This window comes from Butyrivibrio sp. FCS006, from assembly GCF_000424525.1.
In the GTDB taxonomy this organism is placed as follows: Bacteria; Bacillota; Clostridia; order Lachnospirales; family Lachnospiraceae; genus Butyrivibrio.
In genome coordinates this window covers 598,070-614,055 of record NZ_KE384204.1, presented here as the reverse complement: position 1 = coordinate 614,055, position 15,986 = coordinate 598,070, and the positions used below count along the sequence as shown (strand labels likewise).

General features: G+C 44.2%; 14 protein-coding genes. All 14 read right to left on the bottom strand.

Annotated features, from left to right (window positions below):
• Positions 1–23 precede the first annotated feature (23 nt).
• Positions 24–1,547: an ABC transporter substrate-binding protein gene (locus G633_RS0114035; RefSeq protein WP_026520314.1), complete on the bottom strand. Its 1,524-nt coding sequence runs from the start codon at positions 1,545–1,547 to the stop codon at positions 24–26.
• Between the two features lie 128 nt (positions 1,548–1,675).
• Positions 1,676–2,188: a transcriptional regulator NrdR gene (nrdR, locus tag G633_RS0114030; RefSeq protein ID WP_022765473.1), complete on the bottom strand. Its 513-nt coding sequence runs from the start codon at positions 2,186–2,188 to the stop codon at positions 1,676–1,678.
• Positions 2,189–2,326: 138 nt separating this feature from the next.
• Positions 2,327–3,571, bottom strand: a complete 1,245-nt coding sequence (ftsZ, locus tag G633_RS0114025) for a cell division protein FtsZ (protein WP_026520313.1) — start codon at positions 3,569–3,571, stop codon at positions 2,327–2,329.
• A 112-nt stretch (positions 3,572–3,683) separates the two neighbouring features.
• The gene (locus G633_RS0114020; protein WP_022768965.1) at positions 3,684–4,556 is read right to left on the bottom strand and encodes a cell division protein FtsQ/DivIB; all 873 of its coding nucleotides are present in this window, start codon (positions 4,554–4,556) and stop codon (positions 3,684–3,686) included.
• Positions 4,557–4,563: 7 nt separating this feature from the next.
• Positions 4,564–5,694, bottom strand: a complete 1,131-nt coding sequence (locus tag G633_RS0114015; protein WP_026520312.1) for an FtsW/RodA/SpoVE family cell cycle protein — start codon at positions 5,692–5,694, stop codon at positions 4,564–4,566.
• 31 nt (positions 5,695–5,725) lie between these two features.
• Positions 5,726–7,096: a UDP-N-acetylmuramoyl-L-alanine--D-glutamate ligase gene (gene murD, locus G633_RS0114010; RefSeq protein ID WP_026520311.1), complete on the bottom strand. Its 1,371-nt coding sequence runs from the start codon at positions 7,094–7,096 to the stop codon at positions 5,726–5,728.
• Between the two features lie 31 nt (positions 7,097–7,127).
• On the bottom strand, positions 7,128–8,093 hold the full coding sequence (mraY, locus tag G633_RS0114005; protein WP_026520310.1) for a phospho-N-acetylmuramoyl-pentapeptide-transferase: 966 nt from the start codon (positions 8,091–8,093) through the stop codon (positions 7,128–7,130).
• Positions 8,094–8,116: 23 nt separating this feature from the next.
• Positions 8,117–10,357 carry a penicillin-binding transpeptidase domain-containing protein gene (locus tag G633_RS18575; RefSeq protein WP_035771437.1) on the bottom strand — a complete coding sequence of 747 codons (2,241 nt, stop codon included), beginning with the start codon at positions 10,355–10,357 and terminating at the stop codon, positions 8,117–8,119.
• A 44-nt stretch (positions 10,358–10,401) separates the two neighbouring features.
• Positions 10,402–10,842, bottom strand: coding sequence for a cell division protein FtsL (locus G633_RS0113995; protein ID WP_022768959.1), 441 nt, complete (start codon positions 10,840–10,842; stop codon positions 10,402–10,404).
• Between the two features lie 15 nt (positions 10,843–10,857).
• A complete protein-coding gene (gene rsmH, locus G633_RS0113990) occupies positions 10,858–11,796 on the bottom strand; it encodes a 16S rRNA (cytosine(1402)-N(4))-methyltransferase RsmH (protein WP_026520308.1) in 939 nt (312 codons plus the stop codon).
• A gap of 4 nt (positions 11,797–11,800) precedes the next feature.
• Positions 11,801–12,241 (bottom strand): division/cell wall cluster transcriptional repressor MraZ, encoded by a 441-nt coding sequence (gene mraZ, locus G633_RS0113985; protein ID WP_022768956.1) that lies wholly within the window; start codon positions 12,239–12,241, stop codon positions 11,801–11,803.
• Positions 12,242–12,484: 243 nt separating this feature from the next.
• Entirely contained in the window at positions 12,485–14,062 is a 1,578-nt protein-coding gene (locus tag G633_RS0113980) for a helicase HerA-like domain-containing protein (RefSeq protein ID WP_026520307.1), read from the bottom strand.
• Between the two features lie 57 nt (positions 14,063–14,119).
• On the bottom strand, positions 14,120–14,971 hold the full coding sequence (locus G633_RS0113975; protein WP_026520306.1) for a DegV family protein: 852 nt from the start codon (positions 14,969–14,971) through the stop codon (positions 14,120–14,122).
• Positions 14,972–15,126: 155 nt separating this feature from the next.
• Positions 15,127–15,720, bottom strand: a complete 594-nt coding sequence (locus G633_RS0113970; protein WP_026520305.1) for a low molecular weight protein-tyrosine-phosphatase — start codon at positions 15,718–15,720, stop codon at positions 15,127–15,129.
• Positions 15,721–15,986: the final 266 nt, after the last annotated feature.

The following is a 15,986-nucleotide window of genomic DNA, read 5'->3' as shown; positions in this document are numbered from 1 at the left end:
TCTAAGTCTTTAAAACCTATATATTACTGATCTGCAAGTTTGATCTTGCTAATGTCCTGTACATAAAGAGGATAAAATACATATCCTGTGTACTTCTTGTTCAGAGCAACAAACTCAGGAAGGTCCTGAATATATACGCTTGCTGCTTCCTCAGAAAGGATCTTCTCACATTCCTTGTAGTACTCTGTCTTTGCTGCGTCATCTGATGTGCTCTGTGCATTTGCATAAGCCTCATCATATGCAGGGCTGTTAAAGTTTACAAAGTTTCTTCCTGCATCTGATGCATATCTTGCAAGAAGTGATGATGCTGAAAGTGTTGAAGCATCAACTCCGACTACTGTTGCCTGATACTTTCTGTCTGAGTAAACATCTGAAAGCCATGTGTTCCACTCAACTTCCTGAATGTTTGCTGTAACACCGATTGCCTTGAGCTCCTCTGAAATAACCTGAGCTGTATCTACGTGCTGTGTGTAGTTTGAAGGCACTGTGATAGTAAACTCAAATCCGTCGGGATATCCGGCCTCTGCCAAAAGCTCTTTTGCCTTAGCTGTGTCTGTGTTGTAAGTGTCATTAAGCTCAGGCATGAAGTACTTGGTAAATGAAGGGAACATAGCACTTCCGATCTCTGTGCCTGCTCCATCAGATACGTAATCCATGATCTCCTGAGGGTTAATTGCGTAGCAGAGAGCCTGACGAACTCTTACGTCATCAAAAGGCTTCTCGGCATTGTTGATATACATAGCCTGTACCAGGTTCATGGTTCCCTCGTAGATCTCAAACTGATCATCGAGCTGTGAAACCTGTGTGCTGGTGATACGGGCATACATATCGATTGAACCGCCCTTAAGATCCATAACAACTGCATCTGAGTTAGCCTCGATCTTGAAGGTTACGTCCTTAATGAACGCCTTGTCTCCCCAATAATCATCAAACCTTGTAACTACAAAGTTCTCCTGAGGTGAGCTGGATACATACTTGTATGGTCCTGTACCAATGCAGCTTGTAGCAGGGTCTGTGTTTGATGCGGGGATAATAGCTACTGTGAGCTGAGTCAAGAACTCAGAATCCTCCTCATTCAAAACAACCTCTACTGTCTTGTCATCAACAATGTTTACGCTTGCGATCTTGGAAAAAGAAGAGATCAGGGGCTCACTTCCGTCAACGCCCATGTTACGTTCCAAAGAATATTTGATATCCTCTACTGTAACTGCGTTTCCGTCGTGGAACTTAATTCCGTCTCTCAAGGTGAAAGTGTAAGTCTTGTTGTCATCTGAGATCGTGTACTGGCTGGCTACAGCAGGGTTAAGATTACCATTTTCGTCAGGTTTGACTAAACCTTCGAATACGTTGAAAAGCACCTCTTTAGTTCCTGCCCCTGTTGCATAATGGGGGTCAAGACTGTCAATGTCCTGAGGTATTCCGATTGTAATCTTAGAAGAATCATCTCCTGCCTTGTCGCTTGAGCATCCGCTCAATGCAATAGTCAGCGTTGTGAGCACGATCAGCAAAAAGCTTACGCTAACCTTTCTAAAGCTTTTTCTCATCATGTTCATAATCCTCCTCGATATTTAATTACGAGATATGGCACTTATCCATATCACATTCTACAATATAAAGCCCATGTCCCCAAAAGTCAAGGAATAAAAAAGCCCCGAGAAACCTCGGGGCGTAAAGATCAGTGATCTTTGAGAAGTGGAGTGTTCTTGTCTGTGGTGTCGGTGATGGTGCCTTCTGCTTCCTTCTTGAGGACAGTCTTGAGTTCGTCCATGAAGGTGTTGACATCCTTAAACTCTCTGTAAACCGATGCGAAACGAACGTAGGCAACGGGATCGAGGTTCTTCATCTTGTCCATAACGATCTCACCAATTGCACGGCTGGGAATCTCCTTCTGCTCCATATTAAATACTTCTGTCTCCACAGCATCAACAATCTTGGTGATCTGCTCTGCGCTGACAGGTCTCTTATGGCATGCTCTGAATACGCCGGCTTCAATCTTGGCGCGGTCATAAGGTTCTCTTACATCGCCCTTCTTAATTACGATAAGCGGAATAGTTTCGACCTTCTCATAAGTTGTGAAGCGCTTACCACATGAATCGCACACTCTTCTGCGTCTGATGGAAGTGTTCTCGTCTGCAGGCCTTGAATCAATTACTCTTGTGTCGTCTTTCCCACAAAATGGGCATTTCATAAGTTTCCCTCCGTATATAGTATTTAAACTATTTCACTCCACAAATTATTGTAGCATGGTTTTCCGCTTATTTCCACACAATATTGCAATTAAGCGAAAAAAAGCCCTCTGCATAAGCAGAGGGCATCGCATTTTGCATTATTTTCTCTGTAAGAAATCAGGTATCTTGAGAGATTTAGGCTCTACAGTACTTGTGATATTGGTAGGCCTGTTCAGTGAAAGAGGTCTTGTGGCTGATGATGTAGCCGGCTGATTGTCTGAAGCAGGTGTTCCAATAGGTGTGATTGTAGGCTGTACAGGAGTGATAGGAGTAACAACAGGCTGAACTGTAGGTGTTACTGTAGCAGTACTTGTCTGTGTAGCTACTGTCTGTGCCGCCTTAGCTGCTGCATTCTGAGCCTCAACTACTGCCTGGTTGTTAGTGTTGTTGATCTTATCCTCAATACCTGTAGCAATAACTGTTACGGTACATGTATCTGTCTTGCTCTCGTCATACATAGCACCGAAGATAACATTCACATTATCTCCTGCAAGCTGACGAACATACTCTGATGCATCGGATGCATCTGTAAGAGTGATATCACCGGAGATATTTATGATAACATCTGTAGCGCCGTTAACCTTTGTCTCAAGAAGTGGTGACTCAACAGCCATCTTAACAGCGTCTGTTGCCTTGTCATCGCCCTTTCCGCTACCGATACCGATGTGGGCAATACCCTTATCCTTCATGACTGTAGATACATCAGCAAAGTCAAGATTGATAACTGCAGGAACATTGATAAGATCAGTGATTCCCTGTACTGCCTGCTGAAGAACTTCATCAGCCTTCTTAAGTGCATCAGGCATTGTAGTACGTCTGTCAACAATCTGAAGAAGCTTATCATTAGGGATAACGATAAGTGTATCTACGTTTGTTCTTATATTGGAAATACCAAGCATAGCATTCTGCATACGAACACGAGCCTCGAAACTGAAAGGCTTGGTTACTACGCCTACTGTAAGGATTCCCATGTCCTTAGCAAGCTTGGCTACAACAGGAGCTGCTCCGGTACCTGTTCCGCCACCCATACCACAGGTGACAAATACCATATCTGCTCCCTTAAGTGCTGCAGAAATCTCTTCTGCACTCTCTTCAGCTGCCTTCTGACCAATCTCAGGCTTAGCGCCTGCTCCAAGTCCTTTGGTGAGCTTCTCACCAATCTGCAAAAGCTTAGGTGCCTTGCAGAGCTGAAGCGCCTGTTTATCTGTATTTATACCGATAAATTCAACACCGGTAATATTTTCATCTACCATTCTATTAACAGCATTATTTCCTGCACCGCCAACCCCAACGACGATTATCTTGCAGGCATTTTCTGCTTCGTTAGACTTAATCTCCAGCAAAACAACTCCTCCTTCATCTACCTCATAGACTCCTAATAGCTATGATATAATTTTTTAAACCAATTATCAACCCGTTTTTTTATATAAAATTTTCTCTATATTTATCTACAATTTATTGATTTTTCTCTTCAAAAGTGATGTTTTTTGTACCGTCGTCAAAATCTTTCATTTCCAAAATACCATTTTTTCCTTCGAGCTCAGGTAAAATGTATTGAAGTTGGATAATTTTCTCGTCAATGAAGTCTCTGGTGCCCAGACTGACCTCAACATTGTCGAAATAAAGGTACACGTTATATTCACTGTCAAAGAAGATCCTGTCAGCCTTTAAGTTGTACTTGGAAAGAAGCTGTGTTATATCAAGAATCTCCTCAAATATCTCTTCATTCGGTGTAGGAAGCTTCTCATACATGATAATGTAGTCAAACTTAAGTCCCATTACCTGTGGAACTTCATCAGAGGTCTCATAGGAGCTCTCAACCACTATTCCGTCCCTGTCAAAGTACATATATCTTCCAAGATGGGCAAAATAGCCTGCAATGGCCTTCTCGTAGACATTGATCCTGATGGTGTCCTTGGAAACGATATCCACATCCACTTTTTCTATGAAAGGGATGTTCTCAATGCTCTTGTCCCTGTATTTAAGTGACAAAAACAATGAATTATGGCTTGGCTTGTCATCCAGGACCATATCAATGATCTCATCGTTGGTGTAATGAGTGTTTCCCGTAACATATATGTTGGTAACGGTATAATTATCGTTTATATACTTATAGGCAATACCGCCGGCAATCAGCAAAACCAGTAGTATTATCGCAATGACATACAGACTCTTATGAAGCCTTAATGCTCTGAAGATACTTCTTACAGGATGAAAGTCCCTGAGAGGGTGAAAATCCCTTAGGGGATGAAAATCTTCCATTCTCTCCCTGAGCGATGGTCTGTATTCAATACGCCTCTTTTTTACTCTTCTTTTCTTCTTAGCCATATTTCTATCAGTCTCTGCCTATATTTCTTGCTACATTCAGCGCAATTCCGATCTCCGCCAGCTGGATGATAACAGCAGATCCTCCGTAACTGATGAAAGGCAGTGTAATTCCTGTATTTGGTATCGTATTGGTTACAACGGCGATGTTAAGGATAACCTGGATCGCAATATGCCCCATAACTCCGATAACAAGGAGTGCTCCAAACATGTCCGGTGCATTATTGGCAACCACCATAAGTCTCCAGATAAGGAGAAGGAACATAAGCATTACGGCTATTGCTCCAAAGAGGCCCAGTTCCTCACAGATGATGGAAAAGATCATATCATTCTGCGCCTCGGGGATAAATCCCATCTTCTGCATACTCTCACCAAGGCCTTTTCCGAAAATACCGCCGCTGCCGATGGCATAAAGAGCCTGCAGGGTCTGGAAACCTTTTCCGGAAGCATGAGCCTGAGGATCAAGCCATGCAAGAACACGTTCAAAACGGTAGTTCATACCGCTGGTCTGGTTGGAATTGGCTATTATAACAACCAGCGCAGCTGCGAATGCTAAAACTCCGACTGCAACAATAATATACATACGATAGCCGGGAGTTGAGATAAACAGCATTACTACAGTGATTCCCATGATGATAATGGCAGAACTTAAGTTTCTTGTGATGATATAAACCATTCCGGCAAGAACGGCCGGAAACATCAGAGCGATTCCAAAGCCTTTAAGTGTGGTAAGATTCTTTTTCAGCTTGATGATCATGGTCGCGGTAAAGATAATGGCCGCAACCTTGGCAACCTCCGCCGGCTGGATCGATACTCCTGCGATGATGATCCATCTCTTGGCGCCGTTGATGGTCTTACCAAAAGGAATGATTGCCACCAAAAGAGCAGCTGCAGCAATATAGATTGGCATTGCAAGTCTTGCGTATATCCTGTAAGGAATGTAGGACAGCACAACCATGCCGACAAGTCCAAGGATTGATGGAATCAGCTGGTGCTTGAAATAGTAAGCTGAATCTCCGTAGTCGAGATTTGCCTCGTACGAACTGGTTGAATAGAGCATGATAAGTCCAAACGCCAAAAGAAACAGTATGATGAATATCATGCTGTAATCAATATAGGACTCTTCTCTTTCTCTTCTCAAAAAACCTGCTCTCTCCAACTTAAGCAACCCCTTACTCAGAAATCTTATTTACATACTCTTTAAATTTCTTTCCCCTGGTCTCGTAATTCGGGAACATATCCCAGCTCGCACAGGCAGGTGAAAGAAGTACCGCATCTCCGGGCTGTGCGCTCTCAGTACAGAATGTAAGCGCCTCCTCGAAGGTGTCTTTAAACACATAATTTGTAAAGCCGTGCTTTTTAGCGCACTCAGCTATTTTATCCTTAGTCTGACCGATGAGCACCAGGAGTTTGACCGTATCTCCAAAGTTCTCAATCCATTCATCATATTCGCTGCCCTTGTCATAACCGCCTCCGATGAGGATCGTTGGACGTGACATAGCTCTGATTCCCTGAATTGCAGCATCGGGATTGGTTCCCTTTGAGTCGTTGTAATAGTCAACACCTCTCTTTGTGGCAACGAACTCTATTCTGTGTTCAACAGCCTTGAAGTCCCTGATAACACTGAGAATTGTTGAAAGCGGAACACCCATGGCAAGTGACATTGCAATGGCAGCCATTACGTTCTCTACATTGCACAGTCCAACCAGGTTCATATCGTGAATATTCATGATAGACATTGAAGTTCCTGCTGTGGCCATCATGATCTCATCGTTATCGAGATAGAATCCGTCCGCAAGTTTCTCTTTTGTTGAAAAGAAAACCACCTTAGCCGGGCATCTGTCTGCAAAATCTCTTGTATACTCGTTATCATAGTTAAGAACGCAGGTGTCGTCCTTAGTCTCGTTGTTTGTTATGTTTTCCTTCATGGAAGCATAGCATTCCATGGTGTGATGTCTGTTGAGGTGATCGGGTGTGATGTTCAGGATTGCTGAAACTTTCGCATGGAAGTTGTCCACAGCCTCAAGCTGGAATGAGCTTATCTCTCCCACAATCACTGTGTCGTCCTTCATCTCGAGAGCGCTTTCTGCAAAAGACACTCCGATATTACCTACTACATAGACAGAATTATAGTGAGCCTTCATGATCTCGCCCACAAGAGTCGTGGTAGTTGTCTTTCCGTTTGTTCCGGTTATGGCTACCATGGTTCCCTTGGAGAAATTGTAAGCAAGCTCAATCTCACTCCAGATCGGTATATTCTTGGCCTTAATGCGCATTACTGTCGGCGCATCAAGCGGAACTGCAGGGCTTGGAACTGTCAGTGCTATCGTATCAAGCACCTCGTCCGAAATCTCTCCGATGATGATCTCTGTATTCTTGTCACCATCGTGGAGCTTAGCCTTTATGTCATCCTGTGTAACCTTGGTGTTTTCCTCAAGGATAACAGGGATCGCTCCTACCTTGTGGAGGAGGTTAACAGAACCAACGCCTGATAAACCTGAACCTATTACGAGAACTCTTTTACCTTCTAAATCTGCCTTCATACCAAAAACCTCTTAAAATGTATAAATCTTGTTACAGACCTGCATAAGAGAGCAGGCAAAGCAAAATAGTTATTGTTGTAAATACGTTAACGACCTTGGTCTCGGACCAGCCACCCTTCTCAAAGTGGTGATGGATCGGGGCCATTCTGAAGATTCTTTTACCATGTGTGATCTTGAAGTAAGAAACCTGCATGATTACTGAGATTACTTCAAGAGCATATATAAATCCTGCGATAGCAATGAAGATGGGCATCTGCATAACGTACGCTACGCCTGTCACAAAGCCACCGATTGCCAGAGAACCTGTATCTCCCATCATTACCTTGCCGGGATATACGTTGTATACAAGATATCCAAGGAGTGCTCCGACCATGGCGCTGGACATTACTTCTGCTCCCGTAGCGCCGTAGTGCATTCCGGCAACTGCAAAGAATGCTGCAACAACCGCTGTGACTGATGCGCAAAGTCCGTCAACTCCGTCTGTAAAGTTTGTTCCGTTGGCTGTTCCCAGCGCGATAAAGAACAATATCGGGATGTTCCAAAATCCGAAATCAAGTACGATGCTTGTAAAAGGAACCTTCATGGCAAGGGAAATATCTGTGAAGTTCTGTACATACAGTGAAAAAAGAACTGTAACAACAAACTGTCCGAGAATCTTCTGCCATGCTCTAAGTCCCAGATTATGCTTTCTCACAACCTTTATATAGTCATCAAGAAATCCTATGATACCAAAGCCAATTGTAAGGATCAGCACCGGAATAACCTCTTTGTGGGTTCTTCCGTAAAAGATTCCTATGATGACAACCGGAATAAGGAAGATTATTCCGCCCATTGTAGGGGTTCCGGTCTTTTTCTGGTGTGATTCAAGACCTTCTACTCTCTCTGTCTGTCCGGCCTTTAACCTTCTTAATAATTCAATAATCTTTGGGCCGATCAGTACTGCTATAAAGAAAGAAATCACAACAGGAAGAAGGGTCCTTAAAACATAACTATTCATAACAACATCTCCGTAAAATTGCTTTAGTTACCATCACCTTCGGTAACGGGTTCAAAAATGCTCTCATCTCCGAAATCAGGAAGATCATCTCCGCCGAAAGCATGTCCACTTTCAGGATCGATAAGATTACCTGTGTTCGGGTCAATATAATACCCCGTTGTACTATCCACGTCAAATGACTCCCAGATTGATCCGGTCTCCTCTGACTCGGTAGTTTCCTCCTCCGTTTGTGTCTCCTCCTCAGTTGCTTCCCCTTCGCCCTCTTCTGTAGTTTCCTCACCCTCGGCAGTTGCGGTTGTGACCATCTGCTCGCGAAGCTCTGCAAGCTCAGCCTGCTCTTTTTCGGAAAGTTCTTCAGTCATAGGGTAATTGAGATAGGGAAGCGCCTCGGTAAGTACCGCTCTTACTATTCTTGTGGCAAACTTCGCATCGTCCTGATACTGGACATTACATCTGTCTACAACTACATAGATCGCAATGTCCGGATCACTTGCAGGTGCATATCCCATAAAGGATACGACGTACTGTCTGTTACCACGGGGAAGGGTCTGAGCAGTTCCCGTCTTACCGCCTATCATGTAGCCTGCAGGTCTGGCTGTCTTACCTGTTCCTTCTGCTCCTGCTACTACCTGATTACAATACTCTACTATTTTATCAGAAGTGCTCTGTGATATTGTCTGTCTTAAAACTCTCGGCTCAATATTCTTGATCGTAGCTCCGCTGCTGGATACAATTCTTTTAACAATATGAGGTTCGTAGTAGTATCCGCCGTTGATCAGTGATGAGAAGCTTGTGATCATCTCGATCATATCAACGTTAAAGCCCTGTCCGAAGGAGTTGGTTGCAAGATCGGTAGGTGTCATGTTGGCTGCAGTATAGGTAAGTCCTTCTGTTCTTGCCTCTCCTGCCAGATCAACATTGGTCTTAAGGCCAAAGCCGAAGTCCTTCTGGAACTTGGTAAAGGTACTGATTCCTGTAGCCTGTGCAATGTACATCATGGCTACGTTACAGGAGATCTCTACGCCCCTTTCTACAGAAACCTCTCCATCACCGTAGGTGTTATGGCACTTGATATCCCATCCACCTACATTTAAAAAACCTTTGCAGTTATATACTTCATTACCCGTGATCGATCCGCTCTCAATTCCGGTTGCAACAGTGAAGGGCTTGGCAACCGATCCCGGCTCGTAAGTATCTGAAATGCAGAAATTCTTCCAAAGTGCGTTGTAGTTCTGATAGAGCTGCTCATCACTGAACTCTGAGAGCATCTCTTCTGTAATGTATACACCTGAGTCAAATACCGACTCTCCCTTTAGCTTATTGCCCTTTTCATCAACAGCCGGCATTCCTATCAGATTGGCCGGATCCCTGGGGTTATTAAGGTCAAAACTCGGGTAGCTGGCCATTGCAAGTATGTCGCCCGTGTGAATATCCATCATGATGCATCCCACGTTGTTGGCACCGTTTCCCTGCCTGAAATTGTTGGCATACTGGTCGTTGAACTCTTTTAAATGTTTCTCTACTATATTCTGAAGGCTACCGTCGATTGTGGTAACAATGCTATCTCCGTCTGTCGCCGGAATTGTGGTCCTCTCAAGGTTGGAGTCTTCATCCAGATATCCGTACTCTCTTCCGGTTGTTCCTGAAAGAGTGTTGTTGTAATACTCCTCAAGGCCGTACATACCGTTGTTGTCACTGGATGTAAATCCGATAACATCGCAGGCCAATGACCCGTTGGGGTACTTTCTTATATAACTTGGTTCAAACCACACGCCCTGAATATCGGCATCATAGCTATCCATTCCGGGGGTTATCATATCCTGGAAGTTCTTTATTTCATCGTAGGAAAGCTTTTTAGCCAATATATAATACTGTGATGTAGGATGCTCAGACAGATATGATCTGATTTCTCCCGAATTCAGCTTGAACTCTTTTACCAAAGCATTGACTGTTGGGTCTACAAACTTCTGGTCCCTCAGAAGGAGCTTGGCATCAAGAATTACGTTGTAAACCTTCTCGCTGTAAGCCAGCACCGTTCCGTTGGCATCCAGGATCTCTCCTCTTCTGAAGGGCAGTGTTGTCGAATCATATTGCTGCTGGGAAAGGACCTGTCTCTCATACTCCTCACCGTTATTCTTGGTGATAAAGATAAGTCTGACCCCTAACCCAACGAAAGCCAGTAGTACTAAGACAAACAGTACTACCAGCTTTTTCTTCATTCCTATTGTGAATTTCTGAGCATTCCCCGTTCTTCTGCGTTTCATTAAACCATTTCATTTCCTTCCAACTAACTCATGGCGGCTACCTTCTAGTTCTTACCCACTTCAGGGATAGGAGCCAGCTGTCTGACATAATCATTTCCACCGCCATCGGAATAAGTAACGACCTGGCCTTCACCGGCGTAAGTCATGCCATATTCCTGGATAGCAATACGCTTTACTTCTTCAAGGTCCACGTTGCCATTGGCTCTATTATACGCCTCATCATTGTCCTGTTTCAAATTATTTAACTGACTCTCCAGTGTAGCGATGTTTTTAACGCTGTTCTTAACCTGTGACTGGAGTGAAATGTACCATGCCAAAGTTCCAAGCATAAGCACCATTGCCAGTGACAAAAACAGAAGGTAACCAAGGCTCATGTTATGTCTCTTAGGACGCCTTGTGTTCTCATGAACATGGTAAGGCTCTCTGTCATGAACTCTGTTTGGCTTTCTGACGGTAGTTCCGCGTATGTATTCACTTCTTGCCATGTTCACACCTCCTTTTTACATAGTCTTTTCAAATACTCTGAGCTTAGCACTCTGAGATCTTTTGTTCTCTGAAAGCTCTTCTTCGCTCGGCAGGATCGGTTTTCTGGTGATAACCTTTCCTTTTGATTTCTTGCCACACACACATACCGGGAAGTCCGGTGGACATGTGCATGGGTTTTCGTTGGTTTTAAAATTGTTCTTGGTTATGCGGTCTTCCAATGAATGGAACGTAATCACACACAGCCTTCCTCCCGGATTCAGAAAATCTATGAATCCATCCAGAGAGTTCTGAAGCACATCCAGCTCTCTGTTAAGTGCAATCCTTATCGCCTGATAGGTTCTCTTGGAAGGATGTCCTCCCTTTTCTCTCATCTTGGCCGGAATTGCAGCTTTTATAATGTCGTTGAGCTGCCCTGTTGTCTCAATGGGCGCCTTCTGTCTTTCTATGCAGATATGTTTCGCTATATTCTTGGCGAACTTGTCCTCGCCGAAATCTCTGATAATATGGAAGATCTCCGTCTCCGAATAGTCATTGACAATGTCTCTGGCTGTAAGTGCCTGTCTCTGGTCCATTCTCATGTCCAGCGGAACATCTTCTTTATAAGTAAATCCTCTCTCTGCGTTATCCAGCTGAAATGACGATACTCCCAGATCCAACAGGATTCCGTCAACACCGGTAACCCCGAGAGCTCTAAGCCTTGTCACTGCATTCTCATAGTTGTCCCTGATGATCGTAACTCTGTCATTAAAGGGCTCAAGCCTCTTTGTTGCAGCTGCGATGGCATCTTCATCCTGATCGGTCCCGTAGAGATGTCCGCCCTCTGTCAGTCTTTCTGCTATATGAAAAGAGTGTCCGGCTCCCCCAAGGGTTCCGTCGAGATATATCCCATCAGGCTTTATATTCAGATTATCAAGGCACTCCTTAAGGAGCACTGAATAATGCTTGAATTCCATAGGCTTAAATACTCAATCCGTACTCGCTCATCTTAGCAGCGATTCCATTGATATCTTCAAAGGTACTTGCCTTCTCCCACTCTGCCTTACTCCAGATCTCAGCTCTGTTGCCCACGCCGGCAATCACTGCTTCTTTCTCGATCTTGGCATGCTGTAAGAGATTGGTTGGTAAAAGAATTCTTCCCTGCTTGTCAACTTCTGCGTCAATGGCACCTGAGATAAAGAAACGTCCCAGCATTCTGGCTTCGGGCTTATCCATCGGAAGGGCCTGAAGTTTTTCTTCAAACTGGTCCCATCCATCCTGCGCAAACACGAAAAGACAGCCGTCAAACCCCTTGGTTACCACAAACTGATCACCGAGAAGCTCACGGAACTTTGCCGGAACTATGAGCCTTCCCTTAGCATCTATGGAATGGCTGTATTCTCCCTTAAACGCAGTTCTCACACTTTTGTACCACTATTTACCACTTTTTGACACTTTTTACCACCTGAAACCATTATAAACAAAAAAATCTCATTTAACAATAGCTTTTTCTCAGGTTTTATCTGCCTTTTTGGAGTGGGGGAAAAGTGGGGAATAAAAAATCGCTTATCTAGTGGTTTAGCCTTTTGCCATCCACTAAATAAGCGATTTTTTAATTTTGAATTATTACAGATTTTTTAAAAATTTAATAATATGACTTGTTTATCATGACTTGAACAGTGTTGCAAAGAGTCCTCTTCCAAGGCTTGCACCAAGGTTTCCGCCAAGGGTCTTACCGAACTTACCAAAGGTTCCGCCCACTGTCTTTCCTACTTCACGGCCGACAGTACCAACCACTGAATTTCCGATGGTCTTGGCTGTCTGTTTCTTCTTTCTGTCAGCTGCTGCCTTTTCCTTCTCGGCTGCCTTAGCTGCAGCGGCTTCTTCCTTCTCTTTTGCCTTGCGCTCTGCCTCTGCTGCTGCGAGCTCTTCCCTAGCCTTAGCATCAGCAATTCCCTTTCTCTCAAGGAATTCGAAAGCTGAGTCAGGATCATGGGGCTCGAAGTACTTGTCATAGAGCTTACTTCCATTGATCTCACGGTTTCTTGTGGAGGAGTCGATTCCACCCATAAGTGACTGAGGAGGAAGGATCTTGACCTTCTCGCAAACTGAAGGTGTTCCTGTCTCATCTAATAAGGAAATAACTGCTTCTCCGGTTCCAAGCTCCTGGATAACATCAGCTGTCTTAAATGCAGGATTCTCGCGGAAAGAGTCAGCTGCTGCCTTGACAGCCTTCATATCTGAAGGAGTGTATGCATGAAGCGCATGCTGAATCTTGTTACCGAGCTGTGCAAGAACGCCGTCAGGAATATCTCTTGGGTTCTGAGTTACAAAGTAGATACCTACGCCCTTAGATCTGATGAGCTTAACAACCTGCTCGATCTTATCCATGAGCATCTTGGGTGAATCCTTGAAAAGAAGATGTGCTTCATCAAAGAAAAATACCATCTTGGGCTTATCAAGATCTCCCACCTCGGGAAGTGTCTCAAAAAGCTCTGACATCATCCAAAGGAGGAAGGTTGCATAAAGTGTTCCGTTGTTGATAAGGCTTGTGGAATCAAGAATGTTGATCATTCCTCTTCCATCAGGACCTGTTGCAAACCAGTCATGAATATCAAGAGCAGGCTCAAAGAAGAACTTATCTGCTCCTGCCATTTCCAGAGATACGATTGATCTTACGATGGCTGCAACAGATACAGGGCTGATATTGCCGTAATCTGCAGCAAAATCATTTCTGTTCTCGGAAACATAATTAAGAAGAGCCTTTAAATCCTTGGTATCAACAAGGAGCAGCTCGTTGTCATCCGCAATCTTAAATGCAATTGTGAGAATATCTCTCTGAAGATCGTTAAGACCTAAAATTCTGGCAAGAAGAAGTGGTCCCATCTCTGAAACAGTTGTACGAAGCGGAATTCCCTGCTCTCCGAATACATCCCAGAAGGTTGCAGGATATTTCTTGTACTCAAATCCTGCTTCTGCAAGGCCGAACTTCTGGATACGCTTCTGCATATCTTCAGAGTCTCTGCCCTCTTCTACCATACCTGAGAGATCGCCCTTTACATCTGCAAGAAATACAGGAACTCCCATGTCGCTGAAGGACTCAGCAAGGACCTTTAAAGTGATGGTTTTACCTGTTCCGGTTGCACCAGCAATAAGGCCGTGACGATTGGCCATCTTGGGTAAAAGAAATACATTCTCCCCGTTTTCGGTGTTGGCAACCCAAATCTTGTTATCTCTTAACATGAATAACCTCCTCCAACAAAAAGTCGAATTGAAACGCTGTATCTATTTTACCACAGTTTACGGTTTTTCGAAGTAGGCAAGTGCAATTGCTCCGGGTCCGGCATAAGTTCCGATTGTAGCTCCTACAGTAGCGTACTGGAGCTTTTCTTCGTGGCCTTCGTAAAGGCATTTTGAATCTTCAACGTATTTTTTTAACATCTCATCGCTAAAGCCTGTATAGCCAAGGCATACGGGCATGTCCATGTCGATGCCTCCGGTCTTATTTACGAACTCAATCAGCATGTTGTGGCTGTTTCTTGAACCTCTGGCCTTACCGATTACTCTGACCTCTCCGTCTTCTATTGTAATTACCGGCTTTATCATTAGCAGATTTCCGGCAAAGGCTGCTGCCGAGGAGAGTCTTCCGCCGAGCTTAAGATATTCAAGTGTGTCAAAGACAGCGATGACATGCGCACGCTTCATCTCTTCCGTAATGGTCTCTACTATCTCTTTTGCTGAAAGACCTTTGTCCCTGAGTTCCACTGCTCTCTGAACTATGATGTACTCAGATATGCAGAACTGCTTGGTATCTACAACATAGATGTTTTCAGAGAAATCATCAGCTGCCATACATGCGCTCTGGTATGAACCCGAAACGCCGGATGATAGTGTAAAGCAGATAAGCTCATCCCCCGCATCCTCAGCCTTCTGATATTCCTGTGAATAATCGTATGGTGTTATCTGACTGGTCTTTGGTACTTCGTCTGTTTCTATAAGCTTTTTGTAGAAGTCTGCGCATGAAAGCGTTACTCCGTCAAGGAATTCCTCATCCCCAAACCTGACCTTTAAGGGCATTACGGTAATTTCCCACTGTGCAGCCCTCTCCTGCGATATATCGCTTGCCGAATCCGTTATTATCCTTACTGCCATTTTTATCTCCTCCCGATGAAATCGTTTCCTATATACATGCATAAAATAAGCTACCGCCACATGCATGGAAGTTTTCGTTTCCAAACATAGACAGTAGCATATCACAATTCATCGAAGTAGTGCAATGTAGTATAGATTACTACGTTGACCGGGATTTATCCTCTGGGAAAGTCGTCGTAGTTGATACCGGAGTTTCTGTATTCGGAATCTGCGGATTCATCGATATCAGCGTCGTAGTCCGATAGCTCTTTTGCCATATCAGGATCTGTAAGTATCTGCCTGAAAAGGCCGTGGCATCCTTCGGAAACATCACGCCATGTAGCGTCGAAGTTGCCTGTATACCAGGGATCTGCCACATCTCCGTCTCTATCAGTAAAGTCGAGCATCTTGTAGAGCTTGTGGTCCGGGTCTCCGCCAAAGAGGCTGTTTAGGTTCCTCATATTGGCCGAGTCCATACCTATAATATAGTCAAACTTGTCGTAGTCCGTTCTGGATGTGAGCCTCGCGCGCTTTGCACTGACTCCCAGTTCGTTATCGGACGTACCGATCCCGTGCTCTCTGAGCTTAGCCCTCGCCGGCGGATACACAGGGCTTCCCACTCCGTTCCAGATCTCATCGGTATGTGTCGCTGAGGACTCGATGCTGAAGGCATCTGACAGGCCTTGCTTATTCACTATGTCTTTCATCACGAACTCTGCCATTGTTGAACGGCAAATGTTGCCGTGGCAGACGAATAGAATTCTTATCATTGCTCTAAAGCCCTCTATTTCTGCGGTTTCCCGCATTTTGTGTTTTTGTTATTTTGTGGCTTACACCGCATAAGATGGCATATCTTGGTGTAAATTAGTCGGCAAAAAGGGTAAAAAACAGGGTAAATTCCCAAAGCTTACCCTCACTGTTTGTGCGCATTTTGAATAAAAAAGCTTGACTTAGCCATTGTATTTGTTAATGTATAGCTAGGAGCAAAGCTCTAGGTGCGCTGACACCTCAAAAATCTGATAGTTTAGCTACACAT

Excerpts from the sequence above, each read along its gene's own strand:
- G633_RS0114035 (WP_026520314.1), bottom strand. The coding sequence starts at position 1,547 with ATGATGAGAAAAAGCTTTAGAAAGGTTAGCGTAAGCTTTTTGCTGATC.
- nrdR (WP_022765473.1), bottom strand. The coding sequence starts at position 2,188 with ATGAAATGCCCATTTTGTGGGAAAGACGACACAAGAGTAATTGATTCA.
- G633_RS0114020 (WP_022768965.1), bottom strand. The coding sequence starts at position 4,556 with ATGGCTAAGAAGAAAAGAAGAGTAAAAAAGAGGCGTATTGAATACAGA.
- murD (WP_026520311.1), bottom strand. The coding sequence starts at position 7,096 with ATGAAGGCAGATTTAGAAGGTAAAAGAGTTCTCGTAATAGGTTCAGGT.
- mraY (WP_026520310.1), bottom strand. The coding sequence starts at position 8,093 with ATGAATAGTTATGTTTTAAGGACCCTTCTTCCTGTTGTGATTTCTTTC.
- G633_RS18575 (WP_035771437.1), bottom strand. The coding sequence starts at position 10,357 with ATGAAACGCAGAAGAACGGGGAATGCTCAGAAATTCACAATAGGAATG.
- G633_RS0113995 (WP_022768959.1), bottom strand. The coding sequence starts at position 10,842 with ATGGCAAGAAGTGAATACATACGCGGAACTACCGTCAGAAAGCCAAAC.
- rsmH (WP_026520308.1), bottom strand. The coding sequence starts at position 11,796 with ATGGAATTCAAGCATTATTCAGTGCTCCTTAAGGAGTGCCTTGATAAT.
- G633_RS0113980 (WP_026520307.1), bottom strand. The coding sequence starts at position 14,062 with ATGTTAAGAGATAACAAGATTTGGGTTGCCAACACCGAAAACGGGGAG.
- G633_RS0113975 (WP_026520306.1), bottom strand. The coding sequence starts at position 14,971 with ATGGCAGTAAGGATAATAACGGATTCGGCAAGCGATATATCGCAGGAG.
- G633_RS0113970 (WP_026520305.1), bottom strand. The coding sequence starts at position 15,720 with ATGATAAGAATTCTATTCGTCTGCCACGGCAACATTTGCCGTTCAACA.